Origin of the sequence: Bacillus suaedaesalsae, assembly GCF_016890225.1 — a bacterium.
GTDB classification, from domain to species: domain Bacteria; phylum Bacillota; class Bacilli; order Bacillales; family SA4; genus Bacillus_BS; species Bacillus_BS suaedaesalsae.
In genome coordinates this window covers 59,563-85,048 of the sequence record NZ_JAFELM010000043.1, presented here as the reverse complement: position 1 = coordinate 85,048, position 25,486 = coordinate 59,563, and the positions used below count along the sequence as shown (strand labels likewise).

General features: G+C 36.6%; 29 protein-coding genes. 4 read left to right on the top strand and 25 right to left on the bottom strand.

Translation table 11 applies throughout. The features are described from left to right. From JR050_RS17050 to JR050_RS17000, 11 genes are all read right to left on the bottom strand, one after another. Positions 1 to 240 (bottom strand): hypothetical protein, encoded by a 240-nt coding sequence (locus JR050_RS17050; RefSeq protein ID WP_204204828.1) that lies wholly within the window; start codon positions 238 to 240, stop codon positions 1 to 3. Positions 241 to 366: 126 nt separating this feature from the next. Next, entirely contained in the window at positions 367 to 1,626 is a 1,260-nt protein-coding gene (locus JR050_RS17045; RefSeq protein ID WP_204204827.1) for a peptidase, read from the bottom strand. 11 nt (positions 1,627 to 1,637) lie between these two features. Then, positions 1,638 to 2,300 carry a 3-oxoacid CoA-transferase subunit B gene (locus tag JR050_RS17040; protein WP_204204826.1) on the bottom strand — a complete coding sequence of 221 codons (663 nt, stop codon included), beginning with the start codon at positions 2,298 to 2,300 and terminating at the stop codon, positions 1,638 to 1,640. Further along, positions 2,285 to 2,965 (bottom strand): CoA transferase subunit A, encoded by a 681-nt coding sequence (locus tag JR050_RS17035; protein ID WP_283244092.1) that lies wholly within the window; start codon positions 2,963 to 2,965, stop codon positions 2,285 to 2,287. Before JR050_RS17035 ends, JR050_RS17040 begins: the two co-directional genes overlap by 16 nt. After that, positions 2,962 to 4,311, bottom strand: a complete 1,350-nt coding sequence (locus tag JR050_RS17030; protein ID WP_204204825.1) for an aspartate aminotransferase family protein — start codon at positions 4,309 to 4,311, stop codon at positions 2,962 to 2,964. The genes JR050_RS17035 and JR050_RS17030 overlap by 4 nt, the downstream gene beginning before the upstream one ends. Positions 4,312 to 4,446: 135 nt before the next feature. After that, positions 4,447 to 5,355, bottom strand: coding sequence for an NAD(P)/FAD-dependent oxidoreductase (locus tag JR050_RS17025; RefSeq protein ID WP_204204824.1), 909 nt, complete (start codon positions 5,353 to 5,355; stop codon positions 4,447 to 4,449). Positions 5,356 to 5,607: 252 nt separating this feature from the next. Then, a complete protein-coding gene (locus JR050_RS17020; protein ID WP_204204823.1) occupies positions 5,608 to 6,597 on the bottom strand; it encodes an SDR family oxidoreductase in 990 nt (329 codons plus the stop codon). Positions 6,598 to 6,939: 342 nt separating this feature from the next. Continuing rightward, complete coding sequence (locus tag JR050_RS17015; RefSeq protein ID WP_204204822.1) at positions 6,940 to 8,379, bottom strand: NAD(P)/FAD-dependent oxidoreductase; 1,440 nt, start codon at positions 8,377 to 8,379, stop codon at positions 6,940 to 6,942. Positions 8,380 to 8,805: 426 nt separating this feature from the next. Next, positions 8,806 to 8,937 carry a YjcZ family sporulation protein gene (locus JR050_RS17010; protein WP_204204821.1) on the bottom strand — a complete coding sequence of 44 codons (132 nt, stop codon included), beginning with the start codon at positions 8,935 to 8,937 and terminating at the stop codon, positions 8,806 to 8,808. A gap of 105 nt (positions 8,938 to 9,042) precedes the next feature. Next, the gene (locus JR050_RS17005; RefSeq protein ID WP_204204820.1) at positions 9,043 to 9,543 is read right to left on the bottom strand and encodes a DinB family protein; all 501 of its coding nucleotides are present in this window, start codon (positions 9,541 to 9,543) and stop codon (positions 9,043 to 9,045) included. 30 nt (positions 9,544 to 9,573) lie between these two features. After that, a complete protein-coding gene (locus JR050_RS17000; RefSeq protein WP_204204819.1) occupies positions 9,574 to 10,353 on the bottom strand; it encodes an undecaprenyl-diphosphate phosphatase in 780 nt (259 codons plus the stop codon). A 123-nt stretch (positions 10,354 to 10,476) separates the two neighbouring features. Between JR050_RS17000 and JR050_RS16995 the strand changes: the two genes are divergently transcribed. Next, positions 10,477 to 11,526 (top strand): DmpA family aminopeptidase, encoded by a 1,050-nt coding sequence (locus tag JR050_RS16995; protein WP_204204818.1) that lies wholly within the window; start codon positions 10,477 to 10,479, stop codon positions 11,524 to 11,526. A gap of 25 nt (positions 11,527 to 11,551) precedes the next feature. Further along, positions 11,552 to 12,382: a D-amino-acid transaminase gene (gene dat / locus JR050_RS16990; protein ID WP_204204817.1), complete on the top strand. Its 831-nt coding sequence runs from the start codon at positions 11,552 to 11,554 to the stop codon at positions 12,380 to 12,382. A 485-nt stretch (positions 12,383 to 12,867) separates the two neighbouring features. Here dat and JR050_RS16985 read toward each other — a convergent pair whose 3' ends face one another. The 3 genes from JR050_RS16985 to JR050_RS16975 form a co-directional block, all read right to left on the bottom strand. Further along, positions 12,868 to 13,695 (bottom strand): GDSL-type esterase/lipase family protein, encoded by an 828-nt coding sequence (locus JR050_RS16985; RefSeq protein ID WP_204204816.1) that lies wholly within the window; start codon positions 13,693 to 13,695, stop codon positions 12,868 to 12,870. Positions 13,696 to 13,833: 138 nt separating this feature from the next. Continuing rightward, positions 13,834 to 14,415, bottom strand: a complete 582-nt coding sequence (locus JR050_RS16980) for an SCO family protein (RefSeq protein WP_239454454.1) — start codon at positions 14,413 to 14,415, stop codon at positions 13,834 to 13,836. Positions 14,416 to 14,544: 129 nt separating this feature from the next. Continuing rightward, positions 14,545 to 14,796: a DUF2535 family protein gene (locus tag JR050_RS16975; RefSeq protein WP_204204815.1), complete on the bottom strand. Its 252-nt coding sequence runs from the start codon at positions 14,794 to 14,796 to the stop codon at positions 14,545 to 14,547. Between the two features lie 191 nt (positions 14,797 to 14,987). Between JR050_RS16975 and trhA the strand changes: the two genes are divergently transcribed. Then, entirely contained in the window at positions 14,988 to 15,629 is a 642-nt protein-coding gene (gene trhA, locus JR050_RS16970) for a PAQR family membrane homeostasis protein TrhA (protein ID WP_204204814.1), read from the top strand. Positions 15,630 to 15,670: 41 nt separating this feature from the next. Here the strand turns inward: trhA and JR050_RS16965 are convergent, their stop codons facing one another. The 10 genes from JR050_RS16965 to JR050_RS16920 all read right to left on the bottom strand — a co-directional run bounded on the left by JR050_RS16965 (position 15,671) and on the right by JR050_RS16920 (position 23,243). Next, positions 15,671 to 16,126 (bottom strand): GNAT family N-acetyltransferase, encoded by a 456-nt coding sequence (locus tag JR050_RS16965; protein ID WP_204204813.1) that lies wholly within the window; start codon positions 16,124 to 16,126, stop codon positions 15,671 to 15,673. A gap of 82 nt (positions 16,127 to 16,208) precedes the next feature. Further along, positions 16,209 to 16,970 carry a lysophospholipid acyltransferase family protein gene (locus tag JR050_RS16960; RefSeq protein WP_204204812.1) on the bottom strand — a complete coding sequence of 254 codons (762 nt, stop codon included), beginning with the start codon at positions 16,968 to 16,970 and terminating at the stop codon, positions 16,209 to 16,211. Between the two features lie 37 nt (positions 16,971 to 17,007). Then, positions 17,008 to 17,493, bottom strand: a complete 486-nt coding sequence (locus JR050_RS16955; RefSeq protein ID WP_204204811.1) for a dihydrofolate reductase — start codon at positions 17,491 to 17,493, stop codon at positions 17,008 to 17,010. Beyond that, positions 17,490 to 18,284 carry a thymidylate synthase gene (locus tag JR050_RS16950; RefSeq protein ID WP_204205134.1) on the bottom strand — a complete coding sequence of 265 codons (795 nt, stop codon included), beginning with the start codon at positions 18,282 to 18,284 and terminating at the stop codon, positions 17,490 to 17,492. The genes JR050_RS16955 and JR050_RS16950 overlap by 4 nt, the downstream gene beginning before the upstream one ends. A 365-nt stretch (positions 18,285 to 18,649) precedes the next feature. Then, on the bottom strand, positions 18,650 to 19,393 hold the full coding sequence (locus JR050_RS16945; RefSeq protein ID WP_204204810.1) for an anthrax toxin lethal factor-related metalloendopeptidase: 744 nt from the start codon (positions 19,391 to 19,393) through the stop codon (positions 18,650 to 18,652). A 310-nt stretch (positions 19,394 to 19,703) separates the two neighbouring features. Continuing rightward, positions 19,704 to 20,306 carry a YpjP family protein gene (locus JR050_RS16940; protein WP_204204809.1) on the bottom strand — a complete coding sequence of 201 codons (603 nt, stop codon included), beginning with the start codon at positions 20,304 to 20,306 and terminating at the stop codon, positions 19,704 to 19,706. A 312-nt stretch (positions 20,307 to 20,618) separates the two neighbouring features. Then, complete coding sequence (locus JR050_RS16935) at positions 20,619 to 20,750, bottom strand: YuzL family protein (protein ID WP_149217699.1); 132 nt, start codon at positions 20,748 to 20,750, stop codon at positions 20,619 to 20,621. 44 nt (positions 20,751 to 20,794) lie between these two features. Further along, positions 20,795 to 21,568: a class I SAM-dependent methyltransferase gene (locus JR050_RS16930; RefSeq protein WP_204204808.1), complete on the bottom strand. Its 774-nt coding sequence runs from the start codon at positions 21,566 to 21,568 to the stop codon at positions 20,795 to 20,797. Positions 21,569 to 21,615: 47 nt separating this feature from the next. Then, positions 21,616 to 22,053, bottom strand: coding sequence for a BrxA/BrxB family bacilliredoxin (locus tag JR050_RS16925; RefSeq protein ID WP_204204807.1), 438 nt, complete (start codon positions 22,051 to 22,053; stop codon positions 21,616 to 21,618). A 68-nt stretch (positions 22,054 to 22,121) separates the two neighbouring features. Then, positions 22,122 to 23,243 (bottom strand): conserved virulence factor C family protein, encoded by a 1,122-nt coding sequence (locus JR050_RS16920; protein WP_204204806.1) that lies wholly within the window; start codon positions 23,241 to 23,243, stop codon positions 22,122 to 22,124. A gap of 327 nt (positions 23,244 to 23,570) precedes the next feature. Between JR050_RS16920 and JR050_RS16915 the strand changes: the two genes are divergently transcribed. Then, positions 23,571 to 24,578 carry a C40 family peptidase gene (locus tag JR050_RS16915; RefSeq protein WP_204204805.1) on the top strand — a complete coding sequence of 336 codons (1,008 nt, stop codon included), beginning with the start codon at positions 23,571 to 23,573 and terminating at the stop codon, positions 24,576 to 24,578. Between the two features lie 212 nt (positions 24,579 to 24,790). Here the strand turns inward: JR050_RS16915 and JR050_RS16910 are convergent, their stop codons facing one another. Further along, positions 24,791 to 25,384 carry a molybdenum cofactor guanylyltransferase gene (locus JR050_RS16910; protein WP_204204804.1) on the bottom strand — a complete coding sequence of 198 codons (594 nt, stop codon included), beginning with the start codon at positions 25,382 to 25,384 and terminating at the stop codon, positions 24,791 to 24,793. Between the last annotated feature and the right edge of the window lie 102 nt (positions 25,385 to 25,486).

The following is a 25,486-nucleotide window of genomic DNA, read 5'->3' as shown; positions in this document are numbered from 1 at the left end:
CTATTTACCCTCAAATTGCTTCTGAGATTTTTTACCTTTCCAAACTCTATAGTCTATAACCACTGAGACTAAACCTGCAATAAAAACAGCAATAAGTCCCACAGACTTCCTGGTACCAGGTTCTGGATGGATTACATAAATAAATGAATCAATAAATGAACGATCATAATAAAATGTATCTACCAAGGAAGAGATAAAAACTTGAGATGATAGAACTACTACGAATAATACAGTAACCATTTAAACCTCCAGGATTGTTACTTCTATCCTTACCATTCTCTCCAACTGTTGTATATTTATGTAATCTCTACCAAATAAAAAGGCTTGGTATATACCAAGCCTTTTCCCGATAGTTTAGTTTTATTCTCAATTATTACACCATTCCACAATCATATGGGCAAATACCTCAGCTGCTTCCAATACTTTTTCAATCTCAATAAATTCATTTGGATGATGTGCAACTTCCGTTGTACCTGGCCCAAACACAATGGTTGGAATGTTGGCTACTTGGGTAAATAGACCTCCATCAGTTCCCCACGGTGAAGCTTCAATGACAGGTTCCCTTTTCAAAACTTCTTTAAAACTATTCTTAAGTGTTTTTAGAGCATCATGCTCTAAATCAATGGTACCCGGTACCCATCTAGCTCCAAACCAAGTAAGCTCAACGGGATGCTCTGCAAACCATTCATCCTTTTTTGTTAGTAACTTGATTTGCCTTTCAACTTCAAGTTTTACATCTTCCATTGATTCCTCTGGAGCAACTCCAATTCTACCTTCTAGCCTAACTTCGTCTGCTACAGTTGATGGCCAGCTTCCTCCATTAATTTTCCCAATATTTATTGGGACAGGAATCGGAATGTTTTGATACAATGGGTCTTTTATTTTCTCATTTCTCGTTCTTTCCAACTCTTGCATCGCTTCGATGACGAGGATACTTTTATCAATTGCACTAACTCCTTCATATCTTGTACCACCGTGAGCAGATTTTCCTCTTACTGTTAATCGAAACCACATGGATCCTTGTTGTTTCGGGAATATCTTCATGTTTGTTGGCTCTGGAATGATTGCAGCATCGGCTGTATAACCTCTCGTAATAGTGGCTAGCGTTCCTGCTCCACCACTTTCCTCTTCAATTACACTTTGAAAAATGATATCCCCCTTTAGAGGTATATTCAATGCGTGAATGACCTCAATTGCAAGCAAGAGAGCGACTGTCCCCCCCTTCATGTCAGAGGTTCCTCGTCCAAACATTTTGCCGTCCTTAATCTCTGCACTGTAAGGGTCATTTTCCCATTGGCTGATATCTCCTTCAGGTACAACATCGATATGCCCATTTAATAGAATGGATTTCCCTCCACCTAGTCCTTTTTTTATGCCTACCACATTCGAACTACCTATGAACGTTGAACGTGGCGAAACAAAAAAAGGATGCTGCTGTAATTTTGCATAATTCGGTTCCCATATATCAATATGCAAGCCAATTTCTCTAAGTTTTTCAATAATGATTGCTTGCGCTGCACTTTCATTCCCTGACACGCTTCTTTCTTGTACAAGACGTTGAAGCAATCTGACCGTAGAGTTTCTATGAACCTTAATTCGTTCATGAATTCGATCTGTTAGTTCCAAACTTCTCCCCCCTATTCCATAAACGCAATCTCTTTATCTATCAGTATTTCAGCATCTGTCAATTTCAGCACATCTTCTAACGTATACGGTTTCATAATTTCAAGTAACCTTAGGCCTTCTTCTGCAACCTCCATGACAGCCAACTCTGTAATAATTAAGTGTACACACCCTTTGGCTGTTAATGGAAGAGAGCAAGATTTCACAATCTTTGAGGAGCCATCCTTATTTGTATGATTCATCACAACGATGACTCTTTTAGCCTTTTGAGCAAGGTCAATAGCCCCTCCCATCCCTGGAACTCGTTTCCCTGGCACGATCCAGTTTGCTAAATCTCCATTTTGACTTACTTGAAGAGCTCCTAAAATAGTTAAATCGACTAACCCACGCCTAATAATTGCAAAAGCTATGGCACTATCAAAATACGAAGCTCCTGCTATAATCGAAACAGGATAGCCTCCTGCATTACACAAATTTCCATCTTCCTTACCTACTTCAGGTGATGGTCCCATCCCTAACACTCCATTTTCTGCATGAAACATTACATTCATGTTGGAAGGAAGGTGATTAGGTACAAGAGATGGAATACCGATACCTAGGTTCACTACCATACCATCTTTCACTTCTTGTGCAGCACGTTTAGCCATAAGGTTTCGTGTATCTATTCCCATACCCATTTCCAATACACTCCTTCACCTTGAATGACACCATCAACAAAGCAGCCAGGTGTAACAACTTCCTCAGGATTTATTGATCCTTTTTCTACTATTTCTTCTACCTCAACAAATGTTACATCACCTGCCATCGCAACTAATGGATTCGTGTTTCTTGCACTTTTGTCGTAAACTAAGTTTCCATACGTATCACTTTTTTGTGCATAAACGATTGAAACATCTGCAGTTAATGCCGTTTCTATCATGCACCGATTTCCGTTAACCTCTATGATGGCTTTCCCTTTTTCAACTACTGTATTAAGACCTACATCTAGTAAAACCCCCGATAAACCTACACCACCTGCTCGGATTCGCTCCGCCAACGTTCCTTGAGGACAAAATTCAACTTCAAGCTTTCCTTCTGTCATAAGTTTCCCGGCTATTGGATTAGATCCAATATGGGATGTTATGATCCTTCGAACACGTCCTTCTGCTACGAGTGGACCGATGCCGATCGTTGGAAATCCGGTATCATTCCCTATTAACGTAAAATCCTTTTTGCCACTCTCTAAAATAGCCTTGATGATGGTAGGAGGAGTTCCAATCCCACCAAATCCTCCAAACATAATCGTGCAGCCATCGTTTATATGACTCATAATATGATCAATAGTTGTTACTTTACTTGTCAAACGTACTCCACCTCCCCGTCTAGTTCAGCCATTACATTGACTAACGCTTCACTTAGCCTTTTAACCAACTCGCGAATTTCAACCTTTGTAATTGTTAAGGGAGGTGCAATAATAATGGCATCACCTTTTACTCCATCATCTCCTGCTGAAGCTGGATACACGAGCAATCCTGCTTCCTTTGATTTAGAAATGACCAAGTTTGTAACTTGTCTTTCACGCGGAAAGGATGTCTTATCTAATCCTGAAACAAACTCTAAACCTAGTAATAAGCCTTTGCCTCTAATATCACCTATAATAGGAAATTGGCGTTGTAATTTTTTCAATAGATTGTATAAAAAAACACCGTTCTCTTCGGTTTGTTTCAATACGTTATGTTTTTCAATATAATCTAGTACTGCAACCCCCGCCGCAGCTGATTGTGGATTTCCACTAAATGTATGTCCACTCATGATCACTTTTGAGCCACTTTGTATTGGTTCCATAATTTTTGACTCTACTAAAACAGCTGCAATTGGTGTATACCCAGCACTGAGTCCTTTTCCAAGTGTCACAATATCAGCTACTGTATCCCAGTAATCGAGAGCTAGCATTTTACCTGCCCTGCCAATGCCAGTCATAACTTCGTCTGAAATGAACAAAATATTATACTGGTCACATAATTTTCTGATTTCTTCGTAATACCCTGGAGGTGGAGTAAGAGCCGCACCAGCCGCACCTACAATTGGCTCCATAATGACGGCAGCAATGTGCTCTTCTCCAATTCTATTAATGGCTTTTTCTAATTCAGTAGCACATTTTAATTGGCAGTTGGGATATGTCTCATTGTAGGGACAACGATAACAATAAGGTGGAGAGATCGTTGGATAATCCTCAAGAAGTGGTTCAAACCTGTTTCTACGAAGGGTGTGTCCCGACATTGATAAAGCACCAATTGTGATTCCGTGATAACTCATCCATCGGGATAGTATCTTTTGTTTCGTATTCATCCCTTTTTCCTGCCAATATTGTATTGCAATTTTCATCGCTGTCTCCGTTGCCTCAGAACCGCTATTTACTAAAAAACTATAATAATCAGCTGTCTCTGTTAATGTTGATAATTTTGTAGCAAGCTTTTCAGCAGGAATACTTGTAAATTGCGAGCGGTATACGAACGATATTTTGGATGCTTGTTCTTTCATTGCTTCCTGTATTTCTCCAACACCATGACCAATACTTGCTGTCACAGCACCTGATGAACCATCTAAATACTGCTTCCCTTCCATGTCGTATAGGTAGATACCTTTCCCATGGCTAATAATTGGCAATTCTTCCTCTAATACAGGTTTAATAAGGCGAGATTCTGACATCTCTTGATCCCTCCACCACTTGAATGGTATGACAAATCTGTTTCTATAAAGTTTATTCGATTTACTGTTTGTTCATGAGATATTTAACGTATGGATCAACAAAAAAGAGATTGATTTGCTATTTGAACTAGCAATTCAATCTCCATCTTCAAGTATTCTTTTATGAATCCATATGGCAGCTTGTGCACCTTCTCCCATTGCAATCGTCAAAAGCTCTGAATGAACTCCTATGTCACCAGCCACCCATACATTACGAATATTTGTTTCTTTTGTACGTGCATTTGTATTAACATGATGATTCTCCAGTCTTTCTACTCCTAAATCTTGCAGCAAATCCGTATTCACCTTATTTCCACCGAAAGCTAAAAATCCTCGTTCACCTTTTATACACATCCCGCTTTTTGTAACAAACCCTTTAAACTGACCTGGACCAGCTATTTCAACTTCTACTACTTGTTCATTTATTATTTCGATACCTTTATTAGTAAGAAAATCTATGTTTTTACTACTAATCGGTGATGCGCCTGAATTAATATAAATGATATCATTCGTCCAATGCAGCAAAGTAAGAGCCATATTCGCACCTGAATCACCAGATCCTGTAACGATTACTTTTTTATTTGTTACTTCATACCCATCACAATCAGGGCATATATAAATGGTCAATCCGAGACATTCCTTTAAGTTTGGGAGTTTTAATGGTATGTTATCTGATACTCCGGTAGCAATTAATAAGTACTTCGCTTCATACTCATCATTACCTTTTAACCTGAACCCATAACCTTCTTTTCTATTTATTTCAGTAATGTTGTCCTCTAAAAACTTTACATGATATTTCTCTGCATGCTGTTTACCTAATGTACGTAATTTTTCCCCTTCTACGCCGTCTGGCCAACCTAACACATTATGGTAACATCTACAAAGACTCGATCTCCCCTCACCTTTATCAACGACTAGTACGTCATGGTTATAGCGACCAAGCTGGATAGCCGCTTGTAAGCCAGCAATACCTCCACCAACAATAATGCATTGATATGACTGCATAGAATCGAACACCTTTCATAGAGGTTGAATGAAAAAAGCAACTGACCTTTAAGCCAGTTACTTATCTCTTTTTCTTTTGTTGTTTTTTAGAAACAGTAGGACAATTTTTTTGCTTCGTTTCCAATTCATATAATCTTGATTCATGTACAAGTTTAGCTTCATATGTATTGAAATGATACATGAAAAAACTCCTCCTTAACGTACCTATCATGAATAGAGTTTTCCCAAACAAAATTGTCCTATACATCTTTTTTATTTGTTATGCCATTTTAGTAGTAAATCCATTTCTTTTTCTTTTGAAAGTCCTGCCAGTAATTCTTTGTGTTCTCTTGCAATACTCCATTGGTATGTGGCTTGGATTGTTTCCTGTATTGACGTAAAGCTTAAACCATCAGCTAACGCTCTATCAATGGATACTTTATGAAAACCATCCATTCCCTTCCCTATTGGAATATACAAAGGCAGTTCTGTCCAAAATTGAATGTCGTTTTCAACAATAAACTGTTCATCAACTTTCGTTACCTTCACCTCTTTGTTTAACGTTTCCTTACAAACATCAATCAATTGATCAAACGTTAAATCTTCATTTGGTCCTGTAACATTATATACTCCGATACTTTTATTTTCTAATTGTTGGATAATAAATGAGGCTAAGTCTCTTACATCAATAAATTGTACTGAAGCATGTTCATCGTTTGGTGCTATTATTTCCTCTTCCGTGCCAATTTTATGTGGCCAGTACGTAAACCTGTCTGTTGGATCATACGGTCCTACAATTAAACCAGGACGTATAATTAAATGTTTATCTGGAAAAATAGCCATTACTTCTTGTTCACATAAGGCTTTTAATGGACCATACGTTTCACCTGTGATTTCTTCTATCCCTTCATCCTCTAGCTGCGCTATATCATCGCCTTCTGAAATTCCTACCTTAGTAAAATCTTGATAAACCGAGATCGTGGATATAAACGTATAAAGATTACAGTTTGCTGCCAAAATTGCAGCAGAATCTCTTACATTTCTAGGTACATAACCGCTCGTATCAATGACTGCATCCCATTTTCTGCCCTTAATACTTTCAAGATTACCATCGCGATCTCCAACTAATTTTTCTACTTCAGGAAAAAGATCTGAATTTGTGATTCCTCTTGTAAAAATTGATACTTCATGACCTCTTTTTAATGATTCTTCGACTAAGTGACGTCCTAAAAATTTTGTACCACCTAAAATAAGTATATTCATCCTGTCTCCTCCTACGGATACATCTCTTATCACTATATTCGATGCACGTCCTAAACATGATATACCCCGCACACTTCATCACTTTAAAGCGACGGGGGACAGGCCCCCGATACGTTAAAGCGTTAAAATTAAATAAATTAATAGAATCATATAACAAAATAAGGAAAAATACTAACTATTTCTCAATTAGTCTTGTAAACATTGAGATTATAATGAAATAACGCTGAACTCCCCAGCGTAGAGTAGTGAGATTGACCGAACCTTCATAACCTATACTAATTCAAATACTTCAATCTTTGCAGAAAAGCCCCCATTAAAAAAAGCAGGTGAAAAATCCACCTGCTATCGTTGTAAGTTTTGAATAATGTCTCTAGCTATCCATACGCCACAAGCGCTTGCTTGCGCTAACCCTCTCGTTACACCTGCTCCATCGCCACCAACATATAAACCTGACATTTCGGTTTCGAACTTGTCATTTAGTTTTGGACGAGCAGAGTAGAATTTTGCTTCTACACCATAAAACAACGTATGCTCTGAGGCTAATCCTGGTGTAACATGGTTTAATGCTTCTGTCATTTCAATTAAACTTTTCATCGTATTATATGGAAGTGCCAGCCCTAAATCTCCTGGCACTGCTTCCTTTAATGTCGGCTCAATAAATCCTTCCCGTATACGGTTTTCGGTAGATCGTCGACCTTTCAAAATGTCACCGTACTTCTGAACGATTAATCCACCATTTGATAAGCTATTGGCTAATTTCGAGACTTCATGGGCATATTCGTTTGGCTTATCAAAAGGATCAGAAAACTTATGTGATACAAGTAGTGCAAAGTTCGTGTTTTTACTTCCAAGTTTCGGATCCTTATATGCATGACCATTCGCTAACATAATTCCGGAATGATTCTCCACTACAACATGTCCAGAAGGGTTACTACAAAACGTTCTCACCTGGGTACCTACAGACGTATTGAAGATAAATTTACCTTCATATAGGTTTTTATTAATCTCTTCCATTACAATATCTGAAGTCTCAACACGAACACCAATATCCACTTGATTGTTCGTCATTTTCAGACGACGCTTCTTTAAGATATTTGTTAACCACACTGAACCATCTCGTCCAGGTACGATCACAACCTTCTCTGCGTGAATCTCCTCACCAGACTTAAGCTTTATTCCTTTTACTTTATGTGTACCTTCAATTTTCTCACTCAGTACATCTTCTACTTCAGCTTTAAACACCATTTCCACTTTGTTTTTTAAGTATTCAAAGATACTTTTTAATATTTCAAGGTTTTGTTCTGTCCCTAAGTGTCTAACTTGAGCACGAAGTAGCTTCAATCCTACTGCGTATCCTCTCTTTTCAATATTTCTAACTTCGTCTGTTAACGGGTCTGTTATTGATTCTGTAGCACCATGACTTAAGTTAATTTGGTCAACGTATTGAATGAGTTCTACAACCTGTGATGGTGACAAGTAATCCGTCATCCAGCCGCCAAATTCACTTGTAATATTAAACTTTCCATCGGAATATGCTCCTGCTCCACCAAAACCGTTTGTAATTGAACACGCTGGTAAGCAACCTGCGAATTCTTTTCTACCTGCCGCTGGAGGACACTTCTCAATTTTCTTTTCTAATATCGGGCAATTACGTCTATATATATCATGACCTTTATCTACTAGTACTATTTTAGCGTTTGGCATTTTTAATGAAAGCTCGTAGCACGTAAAAATCCCTGCAGGACCTGCGCCTACTACAATAACATCATAGGTGTTATTCATTGTTTGTTCCCCCGCTTCCTGCAATCTATTTATCTATTTCCATTACTAAGAATAGCAGAGGAACTTTCATACAGTCAATAAAAATCCGAACATTTTTATTTGTTTTTAAAAAATAATTCGTTTTTATTTTAATTTATATACAGTTTTTGAGAATACTCGAGTATTCATCACTCGTTTTCATTAAAAATAGATCGAAACAAAAAAGGCTAGCCTTTTGAAGGCAGCCACTTTTTTAATTAATGCCTCTGTTAAACAATAATGTTGATTTCCGTGGAAGGCACTCGCTTTCCTTGGTGCTACAGGAGCCTCCGTCGCTATGCTCCTGCATGAGTCTCACCTGCCTGAGCTGCTCCCGCAGGAGTCTCGCACCTTCCACTACAATCAACATATAGTTAAAATTCAACACTGTACTTTAACTGAGCCTAATTAATTTACGTATGATGTTCCGATGATGATGAGTAGGATAAATAATACAACGATTAACGCGAATCCATTTCCATACCCATAAGTCGGTCCATACCCATACCCCATATGACAGTGATCGTATCCGTAATGCATTATGCCTTCCTCCTTTTTACTATTAGGATTACACTGTTAACATATGTAGATGGGTGGTTGTACCGTATGTGCGTATGCCTATTTTCTAGGTTGATTCATTAGTTTTTATTTTCCCACGTCATTTAATATGTCTTTCAACTGTTCCAAATGTCTTATGTCATGATAAGCTAATACTTCTATCCACTGAAGTAAAGTGAGCGGACCAAAGGTTTCATGCGGAAAAGATCGTTGCGTTAAAAGGTGTTCATCGATTTCCTCTAATGTTTGAAATAGAAACTCTCGTGAAAGGTTTAAGTTTTCGAAATGCTTTTGCATCGAAATGCTTCCACCTTTTGGACGAACAGTACTCGGTGCCTCAATCTTGCGTGTTCGGTCTAATACTAAATGAATTGGCTTTTCCTCAGCAGGCTCGTTCTTCGGTTGATTCGCATAATATCGAATCCCCTTTGTTACATTTTTCTCAACCAAAAAAATATGCTCGATCACTTCCGAAACTGTCCAACCACTCTTTTTCGAACATTTTAGGTCCTCTTCATCCAACTTTTCTATAAATCTTAAAAGCACAGTTCTATTTTCAAGCAACTTTTCTTTTAACGCAATTAGCATATAGATGCTCCCTCGCTCTCTTGTATTTACTTAAAATATTCCAATCCACTGTAGGCTAATAATCAAAATCCCTAATCCCCATACATATATAGCAAATAGCTTAAGAGAATGTTTTTTCAAATAGGATATCATCCATTTTACCGCAATATATCCAAAGACTGCGGAGGATATAAGACCTACCAATAAAGCTACTAAACTAATATTCTCGACTTTTCCCCCTGACAGGTCTGCCACTTGAAGAACACATGCACCAGCTATTGCAGGAGTTGATAATAGAAATGAAAAGTATGCCGCTGTTTCACGATCAAGCTTTCGGATGAGTGCAGCAGCTATCGTTAATCCAGATCGAGAAATTGCGGGGAAAATAGCTGCTGCTTGAAAGGTTCCAATGAAAAAAGCATCAGTATACGAGATATCCTCCATTCGTTTATATCCATTTTTAATTTGATCAGCAAACCATAAAAACAATCCTGTCACTAAAAACTCCCAGCCAATCGTAATTCCTGTCTTCGATATTTCTTCAAAGAAGTCTTTAAATAGTAAACCAACAACTACTGCAGGTATTGTACCGACAATTAACAGAAACGTACGTTTACTTAAAGGATTCCTCAACATATATAAAAACTCATGTTTATACACAACAAATACCGCCAACAACGTACCAATATGAAGCATCGTGTCTAAAAATAATCCAGCTTCATTTAATCCGAATAAATTTCTCCCTAAAAATAAATGTCCTGTACTACTAATTGGCAAAAACTCTGTAAAACCTTGTATGATTCCTAATATAAATGCTTCTAACTTAGTCATATGTATTCCCTCCATCACAGCTAATACATTATTCTATTCTTATAAATGGACAAACAAAACTGATTTTCAAAAATTGACTTTGGAAATAAACAATCTGACAATAAGGAAGAAGGAGGAATTGCCATGAGAATTAGAGATTATCATATAAAAATTGGTACCCTATCACCCGGAAGGAATAATACTATTTCTGACGTTGAAGGTGTAAAGGTTGGACATTGTACAATTAGTCAAGGTGACATTCAGACCGGGGTTACAGCTGTCATACCTCATTCGGGGAATTTATTTAAAGAGAAAGTTGTTGGGGCTATACATACTATTAACGGATTTGGTAAAACAACCGGTTCCATTCAGCTTGAGGAATTAGGAACCATAGAGACACCTATAATTCTTACTAATACATTTGCTGTCGGAGTTGGTATTCAAGGTGTGATTGACTACACGCTAAATCACAACCTTGATATCGGGAGAACAACCGGGACCGTTAATTCAATAGTGTGCGAATGTAACGATATGTTAATCAATGATATTCGTAAAGATTCGCTTTCTAAAAATCATGTTTTAGAAGCAATTGAGAGCGCTACTAAAGATTTCAACCAGGGTAGTCTTGGAGCTGGAACTGGGATGGTGTCCTTTGGGTTAAAAGGAGGAATTGGTTCTTCATCCCGAACTATTACTATACATAATGAGATATACACATTAGGAGTCCTTGTTCTCTCTAACTTTGGTAGACTTGAACATCTCACAATTGGTGGTAAAGTAGTTGGTCCATTAATTAAAGAACTATTAAAGGAAAAACAATTGGGAGGGGAACGAGAGCAAGGTTCAATTATCATTCTAGTCGCAACCGATGCTCCCCTTAGTGAACGTCAAGTTAAAAGAGTGTTGAAACGAACAACAGTTGGACTAAGTAGAACAGGTTCTCATATCGGAAACGGAAGTGGTGATATTGCCATTGGTTTTACAACAGCAAATAAAGTAAAACATGAAGATTCGAATACTGTGATTTATACTAATCAAATCATTCAAGATTACTTGCTCGATCCAATTTTTCAAGCAGCAGCAGAAGCGACTGAAGAAGCGATCTTGGATTCAATGTTAGCAGCAAATACAACAACAGCTCGTAATGGTCAGAAAATTTATTCTTTACGTGAGTTTATGAATACATTAATGTAAGAAGAAAAACTATGGAGGGATAATAATGGAGATTGCATTTTATAATGGGGAGTTTCTACAAGAAGTGGATGAAAAGATCATACCAATACAAGAGCGTGGACACCAATTCGGTGACGGCGTTTACGAAGTAGTTCGTGTGTATAATAATAAACCCTTTATGTTAGAAGAACATTTAGATCGTTTTCAAAAAAGTGCAGAGGCCATCCTTTTACAATTACCTTATACAAGACAGGAATTAACAGAAATCATTGATCAAGGGGTAAAACGGTCTCAAGAGAAGAATGTAGATGTTTACTTTCAGGTCACTAGAGGAATTGCACCAAGATTGCACCTATTCCCAAATACAAAAGCTGTTTTTTCAATGACAATAAAACCTTCACGTCCCATAGACCCTGCTAAAAAAGAAAGTGGTGTAGCAGTTTTACTATTAGAAGACGAACGGTGGAAGAATTGCTATATCAAGTCATTAAACTTACTTCCGAATGTAATAGCAAAACAACACGCAGCGAGCCGCGGCTGTGATGAAGCAATACTTGTAAAAGACGGATCCATCACAGAAGGCTCAAGTAGTAATCTATTTGTTATTAAAGATGGAACCATCTATACTACACCTGCAACAAAAGGTATACTTCATGGCATTACAAGACTTGCTGTTTTTCAATTAGCAGAAAAAATGGAACTACCAATAAAAGAACAACATTTTACTGAAGAATTTTTATTACAAGCTGATGAAGCATTTATTACAAGCACAACTCAAGAAATATTACCGATAAATAAAGTAGATGAATTTGAAATTCCTACACACTATACGATCACAAAGAAATTACAAAACGAATTCCTGAAATTAACCAAATAGCACTAGCTAGCACTTAGCTATAATAATAGCTTTAAGAAAGTGCTCAATTAATATTCATTGTGAAATTTAGAGCTAGTATGATTGTAGAAGCCGCCTGCTCTATAGAAAGGATACAAAAGTCGAGGAATCTCAGTATCTGATTTCAGGAGAAAGAGGCTTGACATAAGTATTTCTACCAATGATAAACCCGAACTATTAGGATTTTAATGAATCTTTCACCAAATAGTTCGGGCTTTATTATTTGCTTTAGATTTATTTGATTTTACATACTATTAAAAAAACTAGCGGAATGGAGCGGAAGACACTCGACTCCTGCGGGAAGTAGAGGAAAGCGAGTGTCTGCAGCGCAATGGAACGAACGTGTTCCAGCTTAACTGATTAATAAATAACAAAGGATACGAAAAAAGTAATGTTTAATAGGTAGAATAATATAGATATTATTCGCCTTTGAGGATGATTTATTTAGTTATTTCCCTCCTTCTTACTTATTCCTCATATTCTCCAACAACATAAGTAGTGCTTTCATCGTAATGATCTAGATAGGTTAACACTCGAAAGGCGATATTTTTATAGCCGCGTTCATTCGGATGTATAAAATCATCATATAGAAACTCTTTCTCTTTACCACGAAAAATATCAAATAATGGAATAAAATACGTATTACCATATTTAGAGAGTTCCTGTTCCGTGCCTTCATTCCAAGTTGCGATGATTTGATCTATCTCAGGAACATACGAAGAAAATAAAGAAGCAAACGGGTTATAAATTCCTACAAAAAATATCTTTGCATTTGGATTGTAAAACTTTATTTTATGAATCATTATATTTACTTTTCTCGTAAACTCTTTATTTTCTTCTTCAAAGGCTTCTGTTGTTAACTGTAGGAAATGCTCTTGCGCTGCCTTAATGACATCATTTCCACCTATCGTTATAATCACATAGTCTGCATTTTTTATTGATTCCTGAACATACGATTTATTTAGAACATCAATGAGTTGTGTGGAGTAAATTCCACCAATCCCATAATTTTTAACATCCACATTTTCTATGCTTCGTTGATCGGAAAGCATCGATTTTAATACCGGTACATATCCCCCGTTCCCCGATTGATCACCATATCCTGAAGTTAAGGAATCACCGAGAGTCACAATTCTGATGTCTTTTGGGAAAAAGGAAGATTGTATTGTTTTTAATTGGGAGTACCTTTCTTTTTCAATGAGCGGATGATCATTCATAACGTGATTTGTATGAGTGGAATCATACACGATAAGTGTCGTAACTGCCACTAACAATAATAGTACAAGTCTAAACAAAGCTGCGCCTCCTCAAATACCTTGTACTATATTGTATATACGGTTATCTTAATCAATGACATATGAGACTTAATTTGTTACAAAAAATGGTGCAAAAAAAAAAGCCCCGTATTGGAGCTAAAGTAATGCGAAAATATTTTATTGAAGGCTTTTTATGTCCTTAATCATTTCTTCATAGGGCGTATTTTCTAACCCTCGATAGCTTTTCACAACTTTCCCTTCTTGGTTAACCAAAAAAAAGGACGTCGTATGAGCAACTTGGTCCGATGCGTCTGTTTTTTGAACAAGAGCTTGAAAGTTGTCGAGTGTAAACTTTTCAATCTCCTTTTGAGAATAACCGGTGAGGTAGTTCCAATTACTAAAATCTGCTTGAAAATTTTCACCATAGGCTTTCATACTTGCAGGAGTATCTACTTCTGGATCAACGCTAAAAGATACAAATTCAACACCTAAGTTGTTTTCTTTTGCCAATTCTTGAAGCTTTGAAAGATTGGCCGTTAACGGAGGACAAACTGTTTCACAATTTGTAAAAATAAAATCAGCCATCCAAACTTTCCCATTTAAATCCTTTAATCCGAATGGTTTTCCATCTTGATTCGTAAATGTGAAATCTTGAATAGGCTTCGTACCAGCTGGTGGTTGTAACTCATTCGTTCCACTACATGCTGAGACAATAAGTAAAGTTACGAATGCCAATATGCTATATAATCTTCGTTTCAATATATTCACCTTTTCTTATGTAATACGTTTATCATATCAAAAATATAGTGAAGAAAGGAAGTTCACCAACAAATGTCACAAAATTGTACAAAAAAGAAGACCTCTAATAGAGATCCTCTAGACATGAAGTTATGCATTATTTTGTAGGATATCAATCGAATAGATTTTGGAGTACTCTTGCCATTTCATCGTTCTTTTTAAATAGTCTTTAAAGGAATACACATTTTTCGGATTTGAGTCTGTACTGATCTTTTTTATGAACGTCTGCAGTCTTAACTTAATCTTTAATGTAAAAAGATTATCTTCCTCCCATACTGGAATTTCAATGACTTTGACCTTCTTACCACTTTGATGAGTAAATTCTAGACTCTTCAGTAGCAAAGTACCAACCTTCTTTTTAACCGTTTCCTATATTATACAGTAAAATCGTCTCGAAGTCTGTCTCTTCTTGTAAGTTGGTAATATTTTTATTTATTGATTAGTTATTAGTGAATAGAAAGTATTACAAAATCTTTTATTATGGTAATATAGTAAAGAGTTAATAAATTTTTCATTGAAAGGATTTGATGTGAATGGCATCTACACATACGTTCACAAAAGGAGAAGAAATTGCGAACTCCATTACACATGGTATTGGCGGTCTCCTAAGTATAGCAGGACTTGTACTACTCATTGTTTTTTCTTCACTTTACGGTACTGCGTGGCATATTGTTAGCTTTACGTTATTTGGCTCAACAATGGTACTTTTATATACAGCATCAACACTTGTTCATGGCTTGCCAAAAGGTAAAGCTAAGGATGTATTTGAGATCATCGATCATTCGTCAATCTACTTTTTTATTGCGGGAACGTACACCCCTTTCCTATTTATCATCGTTAAGGGAGCACTTGGTTGGACATTATTTGGAATCGTATGGGGAATCGCCATTGGTGGAACCATCTTTAAATCCTTTTTTGTAAAAAAATATTTACACACATCTACTGTCCTGTATGTGTTAATGGGTTGGATGATTGTATTCGCTTGGAAACCACTTTCTGAAAACTTACATCCTACCGGATTAGCTCTTCTTGTTATCGGTGGAGTATTGTATACAATCGGAGCAATATTTTATGTTTGGCGTGGTTTTAAATATCATCATATGATTTGGCACATCTTTGTAGTTGCAGGCACGGTTGCTCACTTTTTCGCTGTGTTGCTATATCTGTTACCATAGGAAAAACGGGGCATTCGACCACTGCGATCCATGCCCCATCTTTATAACACTTTCTCCATCTTAATGTTTGTTTCAATATATCCTAGTTTTTCATATAAACCTCTCGCCGGCTTATTATGACCGAATACGTGTAAACCAATTTTCTTCAAACCAAGCTCTCTTCCGAATACCTCTAATTGCTGCATCGCTTTTTTGCCATAGCCCATACCTCGAAATTCATCACTAATTAAAATTTCGTATATAAAGCCTTCATCTTCTGATTTTCTTGCAAGCCAAATAATACCGACAGCTTGTTCATTATCATAAATCGTAAAAAGATAATTATTTTCACTTTTTTCACCTTGTGGCAACAAAGTTTCGTAATCACTTTTTGCTCGATCTAATGATTCCTCTTCCGTCCAATTACCTGCTTTTACTTTCTCATTCGCAAAAATAACTATCGCGTTTTCTACATATCGCTGATACTCCTCTGATGTCATAGCAACCAATGTAACCATACATTTCACTCCTTGCACAATTTTACTACTATTCTTGCTTAACATAAATTACCATAAAAAAAGAAGCCAAAACGACTTCTAATTATTGATCTAATGATAAACTACTATGATTATGGAGCTCAACGTTTACAACAATATGTGAAGCTATCTTCTGTTGAACGAGTATTGCCAACTCATTGATTTCTATATTTTCATACTCATTATATTCAATTGGAGAATGAATCGTAATTGTGACATCTCCTGGTTGAAATTGAAATCCTTTGTCTTCAAATAATCGGTATGAACCATCAATTGTAATTGGTACAATCGGAACACCCGACTTGGTAGCAAGTCTAAAGCTTCCTGACTTAAATGAAGCAACAGGTCCACCTTTACTTCTAGTACCTTCTGGAAAAATAACCATTGAGTGACCTTTTTCTAACAACCTAGCTCCTTCTTGTATCGCTCTAACAGATTGTCTTCGATCATTTCGATCCATAAAGATACAAGGCAGAACTTCCATCCAGTGTGAAATAATCGGCAGTTTTTTCACTTCAATCTTTGATATAAAGCCTAGTGGTTTATTTACATATCCCATCAGAAGTGGAATATCAAAGTTACCTTGATGATTTGAAACAAAAAGCACCGGACCTTTTGGTAATAAATCCTCACCCTTGACGGTTACATGTGCGCCAGTAGTTTTGACTACCCCCTTTGCCCACCTTTTTGGTAAGCAATGGACAAGGTTGTCTCTTTCTTGAGTTGAAACGTGTTCAAACGTGCTACTTTTCCACTTTATTAACGTTGGAATTGAATAAAGTAAATAAAGCCACATATACGTAAAGCCATAAATTGTTCGAAGCATACTATTTTCTCCATTTCCTATATAGAGGGATGATATATTAAGCCCTCTCGTAAACTACATATTCATAATCATAAGAATTTTCTTCGTTTTTTACACCTTGTTCACGGCTAAGCACTTTCCACTCAACCATGTTTAAAGAAGGAAAGAACGTATCACCTTCAAACTCATGATTGATGTGAGTAATGTATAAGCGATCCGCAATTGGAAGCAATTCACGAAACAGCTCAGCCCCACCAATCACACATAATTCCTGGTCACTTTCTGTATCTAACCGTTTTATATCATCAATCTGATGTATCACTACACACCCTGGTGCATGATACTCTTTGTTTCTTGTTACAATGATATTTTCTCTCCCTGGTAGGACTCGTCCAATAGATTCATGAGTTTTTCTTCCCATAATAATAGGTTTCCCCATTGTTACTTTCTTGAAATAAGCTAAGTCAGCAGGAAGGTGCCACGGAAGCTCATTGTTTTTGCCGATTACACGATTTTTATCCATCGCAACAACAAATGAAATCATACACTAACAACTCCTTTAATATGCGGATGTGACTCATAATTCAGAAGTTCAAAATCTTCAAATTTGAAACCAAAAATGTCCTTCACATCTGGATTGATTTTCATTGTTGGCAATGGCTTATGATCACGAGATAACTGCAAGTTCACTTGTTCAATATGATTCGTATAGATATGAACATCACCAAATGTATGAACAAATTCATAAGCTTCTAAATCGCAAACATGAGCAATCATCATGGTCAACAAAGCATACGATGCAATGTTAAATGGAACACCTAAGAAGTAATCTGCACTTCGTTGGTATAGTTGACAAGATAATTTACCATCAGCAACGTAAAACTGGAATAAACAATGACATGGAGGAAGCGCCATCTTCTCAACGTCTCCTACATTCCATGCATTAACTAGTAATCTTCTAGAATCTGGATTGTGTTTAATTTGATGAATCAAATTTGAGATTTGGTCAATAGTTGTCCCATCACTTGTTGTCCATGATCTCCATTGATGACCATATACAGGTCCTAGATTTCCGTTCTCATCAGCCCATTCGTTCCAAATTCGAACATTATTTTCTTGTAAATAGCGAATATTTGTATCACCAGTTAAGAACCATAATAGCTCATGAATAATTGATTTTAAATGAAGCTTTTTTGTGGTTATTAGAGGAAATCCTTCTTGAAGATTGAATCTCATTTGATATCCGAATGTGCTAATTGTACCCGTTCCTGTTCTGTCTTCCTTTGTTGTACCATTTTCTAGAATATATTTACCTAACTCAAGATATTGTTTCATTTTCTTCACCGTCCTCAACCTATTGTACTAGAAAGAGTAGCAGACTAAAAGGGAGTGAACAAAAAAAATTTTACTTTATATGTAGAAACAAAAGGCTGTTTTCGCATACTTTGTTGCTATTTTTACAAAAAAAGAATTTATTTTAGGTCCGTTGATTTCCGCTTCAGGCACACGCTTTCCGCGGGGAGGAACGTGAGCCTCCTCGGCTTCGCCTGCGGGGTCTCACGATTCCCTCTATCTCCCGCAGGAGTCGAGTGCCTTCCGCTTCAATCAACTCAATGTCTTAACAGAGCTATCCAAATAGCAACAATCTTTACGAAAAGAGCCAAACAAAAAAAGCTCCTTAGTTAGAAGCTTTAAAAGAATTATCTAAATGAAACAGCTAGCTCAATGCCTTGATTTGGTTGTGATTCTAAGTTCTTTATATATTCATAGGTTTTTGGTGCACGAATGAATAGGTCTGATGAAGTAAAAAAGCTTAAATTGTACATTGCAAAGCTTTCAGCAAAATATTCTTCACTGTGATTAATAAAATATGGTTGAGCTGGAAATAGAAGTGGTGCCTCTTCCTTCCAAATTTTAATAAAAGTAGCGTCATCACGAATTGAGTTGAAAACTAATTTGTCTATTGAGTGAGCTAATTCGTGTAATTCAAGGTTAACGGAACCATGCCCTTTTCCTTTGTGACTATGTCCAATCTTTGCTAGAACTAAACTTGAACCACCAGCACCAGGTACATCATCCCACGTATTACGAACATACCCTCTTGGCTTAACACCTTTTAAATGGGTAAAACCAGGTTGATCTGTAAGTGTACCTGTAAATAGTTTCAATCTTACATTATGGGATACAACTTTTTCTAAAATGGAGGGATGGATTTTTGAAATTCGATTAATCATATGCAATACTTCTTCTTCCTCAAATGAATCATCTGGAACAACGACAATATCCTTAAGGTAATCGATAGTAGACGTAGAAGATAACTGCATCATCATTTTTTTGTTTTCACGAAGTAAAGCACCGCCTTGGCTTGCCTCAGTACCTTTAAATACCATAACTGGAATAAATAGAATCATCGTGAGGAGTAGGATGGAAAATGTTTTTCTCATAGATGTCGTTCCCTTCTAAATTTAAATGGGAATTTTCAGATAATAAAATTATATCATATGAGAGTTTCATAGGTTACTAGTAATAGATGGAAAAGAACAAAAGGCTAAGAAGCGCACCGTTTAGCCTCAGGCACAGCAAATAACCCGAAGAAAATAAAAGGGTGCTACTATCCCTTTTCTTCTCTTCGGGTTATTTGACCCCAGGCGGGCTGTGCGCTGGATCTGGATTCTAACGACCAACACACAGTTATACACAAGTGATTTACTTAATAATCTCCTAAACAATAATAAAGGCAGACATATCGTCTGCCTATGATGCGTGCCAGTTAGGTGGTGTATCTTTTGACCAATAAATACTACCAAGTTCATAATGGCTCTGAAATTGATCTTGATACGTGTGGTAATGAAAATTAAAATAATATCCTTCTAAAGGCGGATGATCTCTTCTTACATGAAAGCGAATGATGTCTTTGCCGCTTCTGCTATCATAAATATGAAAGATTTTTTCACTAACTCCACCAGTTGGTTTATTAGAAATCACTAGATGTTGAAGTTGATTTTTCTCTAATTCATCAGACAGAGTCATGATGACCTCTTCCATTTTAGGAAGAATCACTTCACGGAATTCATCTCCAATGGTTTCTTCAATGATAGGACCAAATTTTTTAACTGATTGCTCTTCCGCTTTTTGTATAGCATATAAAGTAAAGTGTTCTTTATCGTAAGTTTCAGTCGATATGTAATCATCTGTAAAGGTTTCAAGTTCATGATTTGCTTGATTTTCTTCTATACCATTTACTTTAGCAGGATTGTTTGACTTTGCTTCAGTAATAATAATCTGTGGTGGTGTTACAAGACCAAATGTAAGAATTGTAAACATAACCACAAGGGTTTTTCTAATCCACGTTGGCACTCTTCTCACCCCTGTTTTACGGTAATTATGTTCATTATACAACATCTTGGTCCCAAAGCCTACTAATCTACTGAATTATTCGAAAAAATAACACATTTCATTAAAAATAAAAAACGTGGTAAAATAATATGACTATATAATAATTTTGGAGGTACATATGAATATTCAGCTTATTTTAACTGTTACTAGCCTTCTTACATTGGCTTTCTTTATTTTCAGTGCATTAACCGATCACGATTGATCATCATGGACCCATTTAAACGGGTCTATTTTTTTGTACTAAAAAACCCGTAGGATATACCCACGGGACTATTAGTTTTGCTTCGTCTTCTTTCTTGATGAATCTCGTTCAACCGAGCCGGTTTCCGTTGTCGTTGTACCTTGCCCCTCTACATTTGGTGAATTTAATGCACCTTTTGACTTATCTGCTCTATGCTTTGGCAAAGAAATCACCTCCATAGAGTTAACGTCCCCAATTCCCAATTGGATTATCCTAAATCTAAAACCCCATAATGGAAATTTGATGATTTCCGAACAATCGGAGTAAAACCTAAATGTTGAAAACGAGAGCTTTTCCAATGATCCTTTAAAACGATCCTCTTTTTTGCGACACGCTTCGCTTCTTGAATCATTTCTAACGTTACATCATCATATAGCGCAAGGTGTTTAATTCCTTTGATTCCACTTGATTCAATCGTTTCCTCGAACATTGGGTCAAAATAAATTACATCTACTGAATGATCTCCAGACGTTTTCAAATATTCATTTGAGTTTTCCCATATTACGTCAATCTTTCTCATTGCTGTGTTCATCTTAGTAATTCCTGAATCCCATGTTTTCAAACCAGCTCGAACTAAATAAGCTGTCGTTTTATTTCCTTCAATACCTTTTATTACTCCACTCGAACCGATTGCATAGCTTGCCACAATTGCATCAGAAGCTAGTCCAAGAGAGCAATCAAGAAACGTCATTCCCTCTGTTAATCCACATGCGTTTACTAAAGGATCATGTCCCCCCGAAATCAACCTTTTAATACGAAACATCGCAGAATTCGGATGAAAGAAAATAGGTTCTTCATTTCCAGGAAGAAATAATTCAGTACGTGTCTTTCCAACAACTAAAACTTCACTATTAAATTCAGTTTGTATATCTTTAATTGAATCTCTTCCTCTTATTTGAAATTGCCCACCCACTTCACTTGCAATTTCCCTAGCTTTTTGCAAAATGACAGCATTTGCTCTTGATGAGGTTGTTACAATCATATTTATCACCCATTAAAAAGAGTGCCTAAGCGGCACCCTTGAATTTCTTATTCACAGTGTTGTTCAAAAGCATGTAAAAGATTGTTCATAATATCTTCCATTGCATGACTTTCGATTTCATGTCTTGGAATGAAGTGTACAACTTCCTTTCCCTTTAATAATGCCATAGAAGGTGAAGATGGTTCATACCCATCAAAATAACCTCTCATTTGTGCAGTCGCTTCTTTATCTTGACCAGCAAAAACAGTGACTAAGTGATTGGGCTTCTTTTCTGAACGCAAAACTGCCTGAGTTGCCGCTGGTCTAGCTAAGCCTGCCGCACATCCACATACAGAGTTTACCACAACAAGAGTTGTACCTGTTACATGGCTAAGGAAGTTATCAACGTCTTCAGGTGTTGTTAACTCTTGAAAACCTGCGTGGACTAATTCATCTCTCATCGGTTTTACAACTTGTTTCATATATTCTTCATATGCCATTGACATAAGATATTCACTCCATTCTCTACCTCTAGGTAAAATGATACTATATAGGTTGAACTAGTGGCAACTACTTACTCTGATTTTCTACTTTCTGTCATTTGCTTCCAAACAGAGCCTTTAGCCTCTTCTCCACCTGCAATTCGTTCAATCGCTAGCTTAATTTGCATACTTACTTCAAATTCCGGATCATTTTCCGCTTCCCTTAATGCTAACAACGCTGATTCATCACCAACCTCGTATAGGAACATGGCCGCACGCCATCGAACTAATTTGTTTTTATCCTTTAATGCTTTAATCATAGGCGCAATTGCTTTTTCATTCCCTATATCAGATAAGCAATCTCCTGCTGTACGCCTAACTGTCACAGAAGGATCTTGTAGCGCCTTAAATAAATGTGACAACACATCTTCACTTTCGATCATCCCTAAATATACGGTTGCTAATCTTCGAATAGAAGGCTTTTCATCGTGTAGTGCCTTTTCAAGAACAGGTATATCATCCTCAGTTGGATTCATTTGCTCTAAATGTGCATAACGCTTTGTCCAATCTGCATCATCTAACATGTCTACTGTGACTTTATAACTTTGACGCGAAGTTGCTTGTTCTATTTTAGAAAGAGCTTGGGATACTAGTCTGTCTAGACGATCGTCTGGATAAGCAGCTGATATTTCATCAGCAACTTCCTGTCCAATTTCCTCTAGAGTACCATATCGGACACCTTGTTCTTTCCACTGTCTCTCCATTACGAGATTTGAAGAAGCCGTCTCAGTGGACATTGCAGCTTTCATAAATCTTTCATGTAAGCCAACACGCTTTTCAGCTTGTCCGTCCGTAATTTTCAATTGCATTGGAATGCCTTTGAAGAATTGGACGAACACCTTTACTTCACCAAACGTATCAGTTAATGTACTATTATCTGAACTTGTTGATGAGTTTTCCTCACCAAATACTTCACGAACCTTTAATAAAATATCCTTCCAATCATACCTTGCGTTTCGCTCTAATGCTAAAAAGTCAGCAACATGATAAACACCCTTCACACCAGGAATTTCTAATATGTGTTTAATAAGCTTTGGCGCTTGGTCAATAGTATCCTTTGTATAATTATTACGCTCGTTACTTTTTAATTCTTGATCTAATAATACTTTCATCGTATTTGGACTAGGTGTTGGTTCAATCGTTTTTATATTCATTCTTTGTATCCCCCTCACAGCTTACTATAAAAATAGTACCACAAAAAAATGAGTGAAATCTAATTCTAGGTATTTTTGCGTTATTTCTTCATTCAAATGAAAAAGAGGAAAAATTCTGTCATATTATTTTTTTGACGAAAATATCGTAAAGATAGCTAGACTTTACTAAAGCTTTTTCGTAATTTCACTTTTGGTTGTTATATAAACCGAATAAACTCATAACTTTTTGCTATACATAAAAAGAGCTTTAACAGAGTGGGCATATGAAATCTCTCATACGAAAAAAGCAAAGAGACACCATAGAAACTACACCTAGGAGGTATCTACATGAAGAAAAGGAATGGAGTTGGAGAAGCAATTGTATTATCAACAATGGCAGCAGGATTCATGCTACTATCTCCCGATAATGCGAAGGCTGCAGAAGCAGGAGCAACAACCGATCCATTAATTACGAAAGATGAGAAATTTGACACTGAACAAACATTACGCTACGGGCATAAGGGCCTTTCAGTCAAAGCTATTCAAATTGAATTAATGGCTCTTGATTTTTATTCCTCAAAGCTAGATGGTGTGTATGGAAGGAATACTCAACAAGCAATCAAAGAGTTTCAGTTTGTTCATCACTTAAAAGTAGATGGGATTGCTGGACCATCCACATTGAATAAACTGTTTTCATCAATTGACACAAAAACGTATCAACAATTTACGTCTACGAAATTGTTAAATGGTGATAAGGGCGAACAGGTACGCCAGCTGCAAGAAAAGCTAAGTCGATTAGGTTACTTTTCAACTACTATTGATGGAAAATTTGGTCCACTTACAAAAGGAGCAGTTCTGGATTATCAAAATAGATATGGCTTAAAGGCAGATGGAGTTGCTGATTCAACCACACTAAAACATCTATTTACGAACCAAAATGTAAGAGGAAAAACCATTACCGTTCGTAGTGTGAAGAAGCAAACTAACTTTTCTGTTGATACATCCATTATAAAACATGCAACAAGCTTAATCGGAATTCCATATAAGTGGGGTGGCACTTCTCCAAGTGGATTTGATTGCAGCGGTTTCCTACAATATGTTTATTCCCAGAAAGGATATACGATCCCTAGAACTGTAAGTGATATTTGGAACTTTGGAGTTAATGTATCAAAGCCGAGTATTGGTGATCTCGTATTTTTCCAAACATATAAACGTGGTCCATCTCACGCTGGAATCTACTTGGGTGACGGAAAATTTATTCATTCTGGTTCAAAAGGGGTTACTGTCAGTTCCATGAACACATCTTATTGGCAAGAACGTTACCTTGGTTCAAAACGAATTGTTCAATATAATTAAATCATTAATAAAAACTCTTTTCGTATACATTATGCTAATTCCTTAATCTAATTACATTTAAATCTTCAATTGTATGTGATATTCAGTGCTTTGACAAATAGATGCCCCTGAGTAATCTTACTAATTATGTGTTTAAAGACTAATTCGACAAACTACATAAATGGGGAAAAAGTCTTATAAAAAGAAGTAGCTATTTTAATTGCTACTTCTTTTCACTTTTTATAAAGATTATTCAAGTCATTCCCATCATTAATGTTTTGAAATGACTCCATTTCGCTATTTAATTCCGCCGATACATATCGGACATTTATTTTCTCTAATAAAGACATCATTTTCAAGTTATGTTCAAGGAGTTGATTTTCTAACTTCGTGAATACTGACTTATGGTATAAAGCAATCAGTGGTTGAACTCGATCATTTATAACCGGAATGATCGCTTCGTCCCCTTGTTTTCGTAAAGATAATAAATGGGAGATAGTTGTTTCATTTATTTTAGGGATGTCACACGATAGTAACACATACCATTCAGCTTTAACGTGTTTCATCGCAGAATATAGACCCGCCATTGGTCCCTTTCCCCTAACCCATTCTTCATCTACTACCAGTTGTGTTGAATCATCTATCGATTCTTCAAATTTTCTAATTAGGTTTACATGACTTACTACAATTTGCTGATGCGTTACATTTTTTAGAGCCTGCAAGGAATATTCCCAAAACGGTATTCCTTTATATAACTCAAAAGCCTTTGGTTTGCCGAATCTCCTCGATTCTCCCCCAGAAAGGATTACACCACAAATAAAGTCCATATTCTTTACCTCCCTTCTTGATAGTTATTTTACATATATTGTTCATCCTACATTAGTTATGAGGATCCTGAAGTCTGTCATGTGAAACAACTGCATTTTTAG

Excerpts from the sequence above, each read along its gene's own strand:
- JR050_RS16930 (WP_204204808.1), bottom strand. The coding sequence starts at position 21,568 with ATGATTGTAACAACCTCATCAAGAGCAAATGCTGTCATTTTGCAAAAA.
- JR050_RS16915 (WP_204204805.1), top strand. The coding sequence starts at position 23,571 with ATGAAGAAAAGGAATGGAGTTGGAGAAGCAATTGTATTATCAACAATG.
- JR050_RS16965 (WP_204204813.1), bottom strand. The coding sequence starts at position 16,126 with ATGGTTACATTGGTTGCTATGACATCAGAGGAGTATCAGCGATATGTA.
- JR050_RS17005 (WP_204204820.1), bottom strand. The coding sequence starts at position 9,543 with ATGCTAATTGCGTTAAAAGAAAAGTTGCTTGAAAATAGAACTGTGCTT.
- JR050_RS17020 (WP_204204823.1), bottom strand. The coding sequence starts at position 6,597 with ATGAATATACTTATTTTAGGTGGTACAAAATTTTTAGGACGTCACTTA.
- JR050_RS17000 (WP_204204819.1), bottom strand. The coding sequence starts at position 10,353 with ATGACTAAGTTAGAAGCATTTATATTAGGAATCATACAAGGTTTTACA.
- JR050_RS16920 (WP_204204806.1), bottom strand. The coding sequence starts at position 23,243 with ATGAATATAAAAACGATTGAACCAACACCTAGTCCAAATACGATGAAA.
- dat (WP_204204817.1), top strand. The coding sequence starts at position 11,552 with ATGGAGATTGCATTTTATAATGGGGAGTTTCTACAAGAAGTGGATGAA.
- JR050_RS16995 (WP_204204818.1), top strand. The coding sequence starts at position 10,477 with ATGAGAATTAGAGATTATCATATAAAAATTGGTACCCTATCACCCGGA.
- JR050_RS16910 (WP_204204804.1), bottom strand. The coding sequence starts at position 25,384 with ATGGACTTTATTTGTGGTGTAATCCTTTCTGGGGGAGAATCGAGGAGA.
- JR050_RS16925 (WP_204204807.1), bottom strand. The coding sequence starts at position 22,053 with ATGTCAATGGCATATGAAGAATATATGAAACAAGTTGTAAAACCGATG.
- JR050_RS17010 (WP_204204821.1), bottom strand. The coding sequence starts at position 8,937 with ATGCATTACGGATACGATCACTGTCATATGGGGTATGGGTATGGACCG.
- JR050_RS17015 (WP_204204822.1), bottom strand. The coding sequence starts at position 8,379 with ATGAATAACACCTATGATGTTATTGTAGTAGGCGCAGGTCCTGCAGGG.
- JR050_RS17025 (WP_204204824.1), bottom strand. The coding sequence starts at position 5,355 with ATGCAGTCATATCAATGCATTATTGTTGGTGGAGGTATTGCTGGCTTA.
- JR050_RS17040 (WP_204204826.1), bottom strand. The coding sequence starts at position 2,300 with ATGGGTATGGGAATAGATACACGAAACCTTATGGCTAAACGTGCTGCA.
- JR050_RS16945 (WP_204204810.1), bottom strand. The coding sequence starts at position 19,393 with ATGAGAAAAACATTTTCCATCCTACTCCTCACGATGATTCTATTTATT.
- JR050_RS16950 (WP_204205134.1), bottom strand. The coding sequence starts at position 18,284 with ATGAAACAATATCTTGAGTTAGGTAAATATATTCTAGAAAATGGTACA.
- JR050_RS16955 (WP_204204811.1), bottom strand. The coding sequence starts at position 17,493 with ATGATTTCATTTGTTGTTGCGATGGATAAAAATCGTGTAATCGGCAAA.
- trhA (WP_204204814.1), top strand. The coding sequence starts at position 14,988 with ATGGCATCTACACATACGTTCACAAAAGGAGAAGAAATTGCGAACTCC.
- JR050_RS17030 (WP_204204825.1), bottom strand. The coding sequence starts at position 4,311 with ATGTCAGAATCTCGCCTTATTAAACCTGTATTAGAGGAAGAATTGCCA.
- JR050_RS16960 (WP_204204812.1), bottom strand. The coding sequence starts at position 16,970 with ATGCTTCGAACAATTTATGGCTTTACGTATATGTGGCTTTATTTACTT.
- JR050_RS17050 (WP_204204828.1), bottom strand. The coding sequence starts at position 240 with ATGGTTACTGTATTATTCGTAGTAGTTCTATCATCTCAAGTTTTTATC.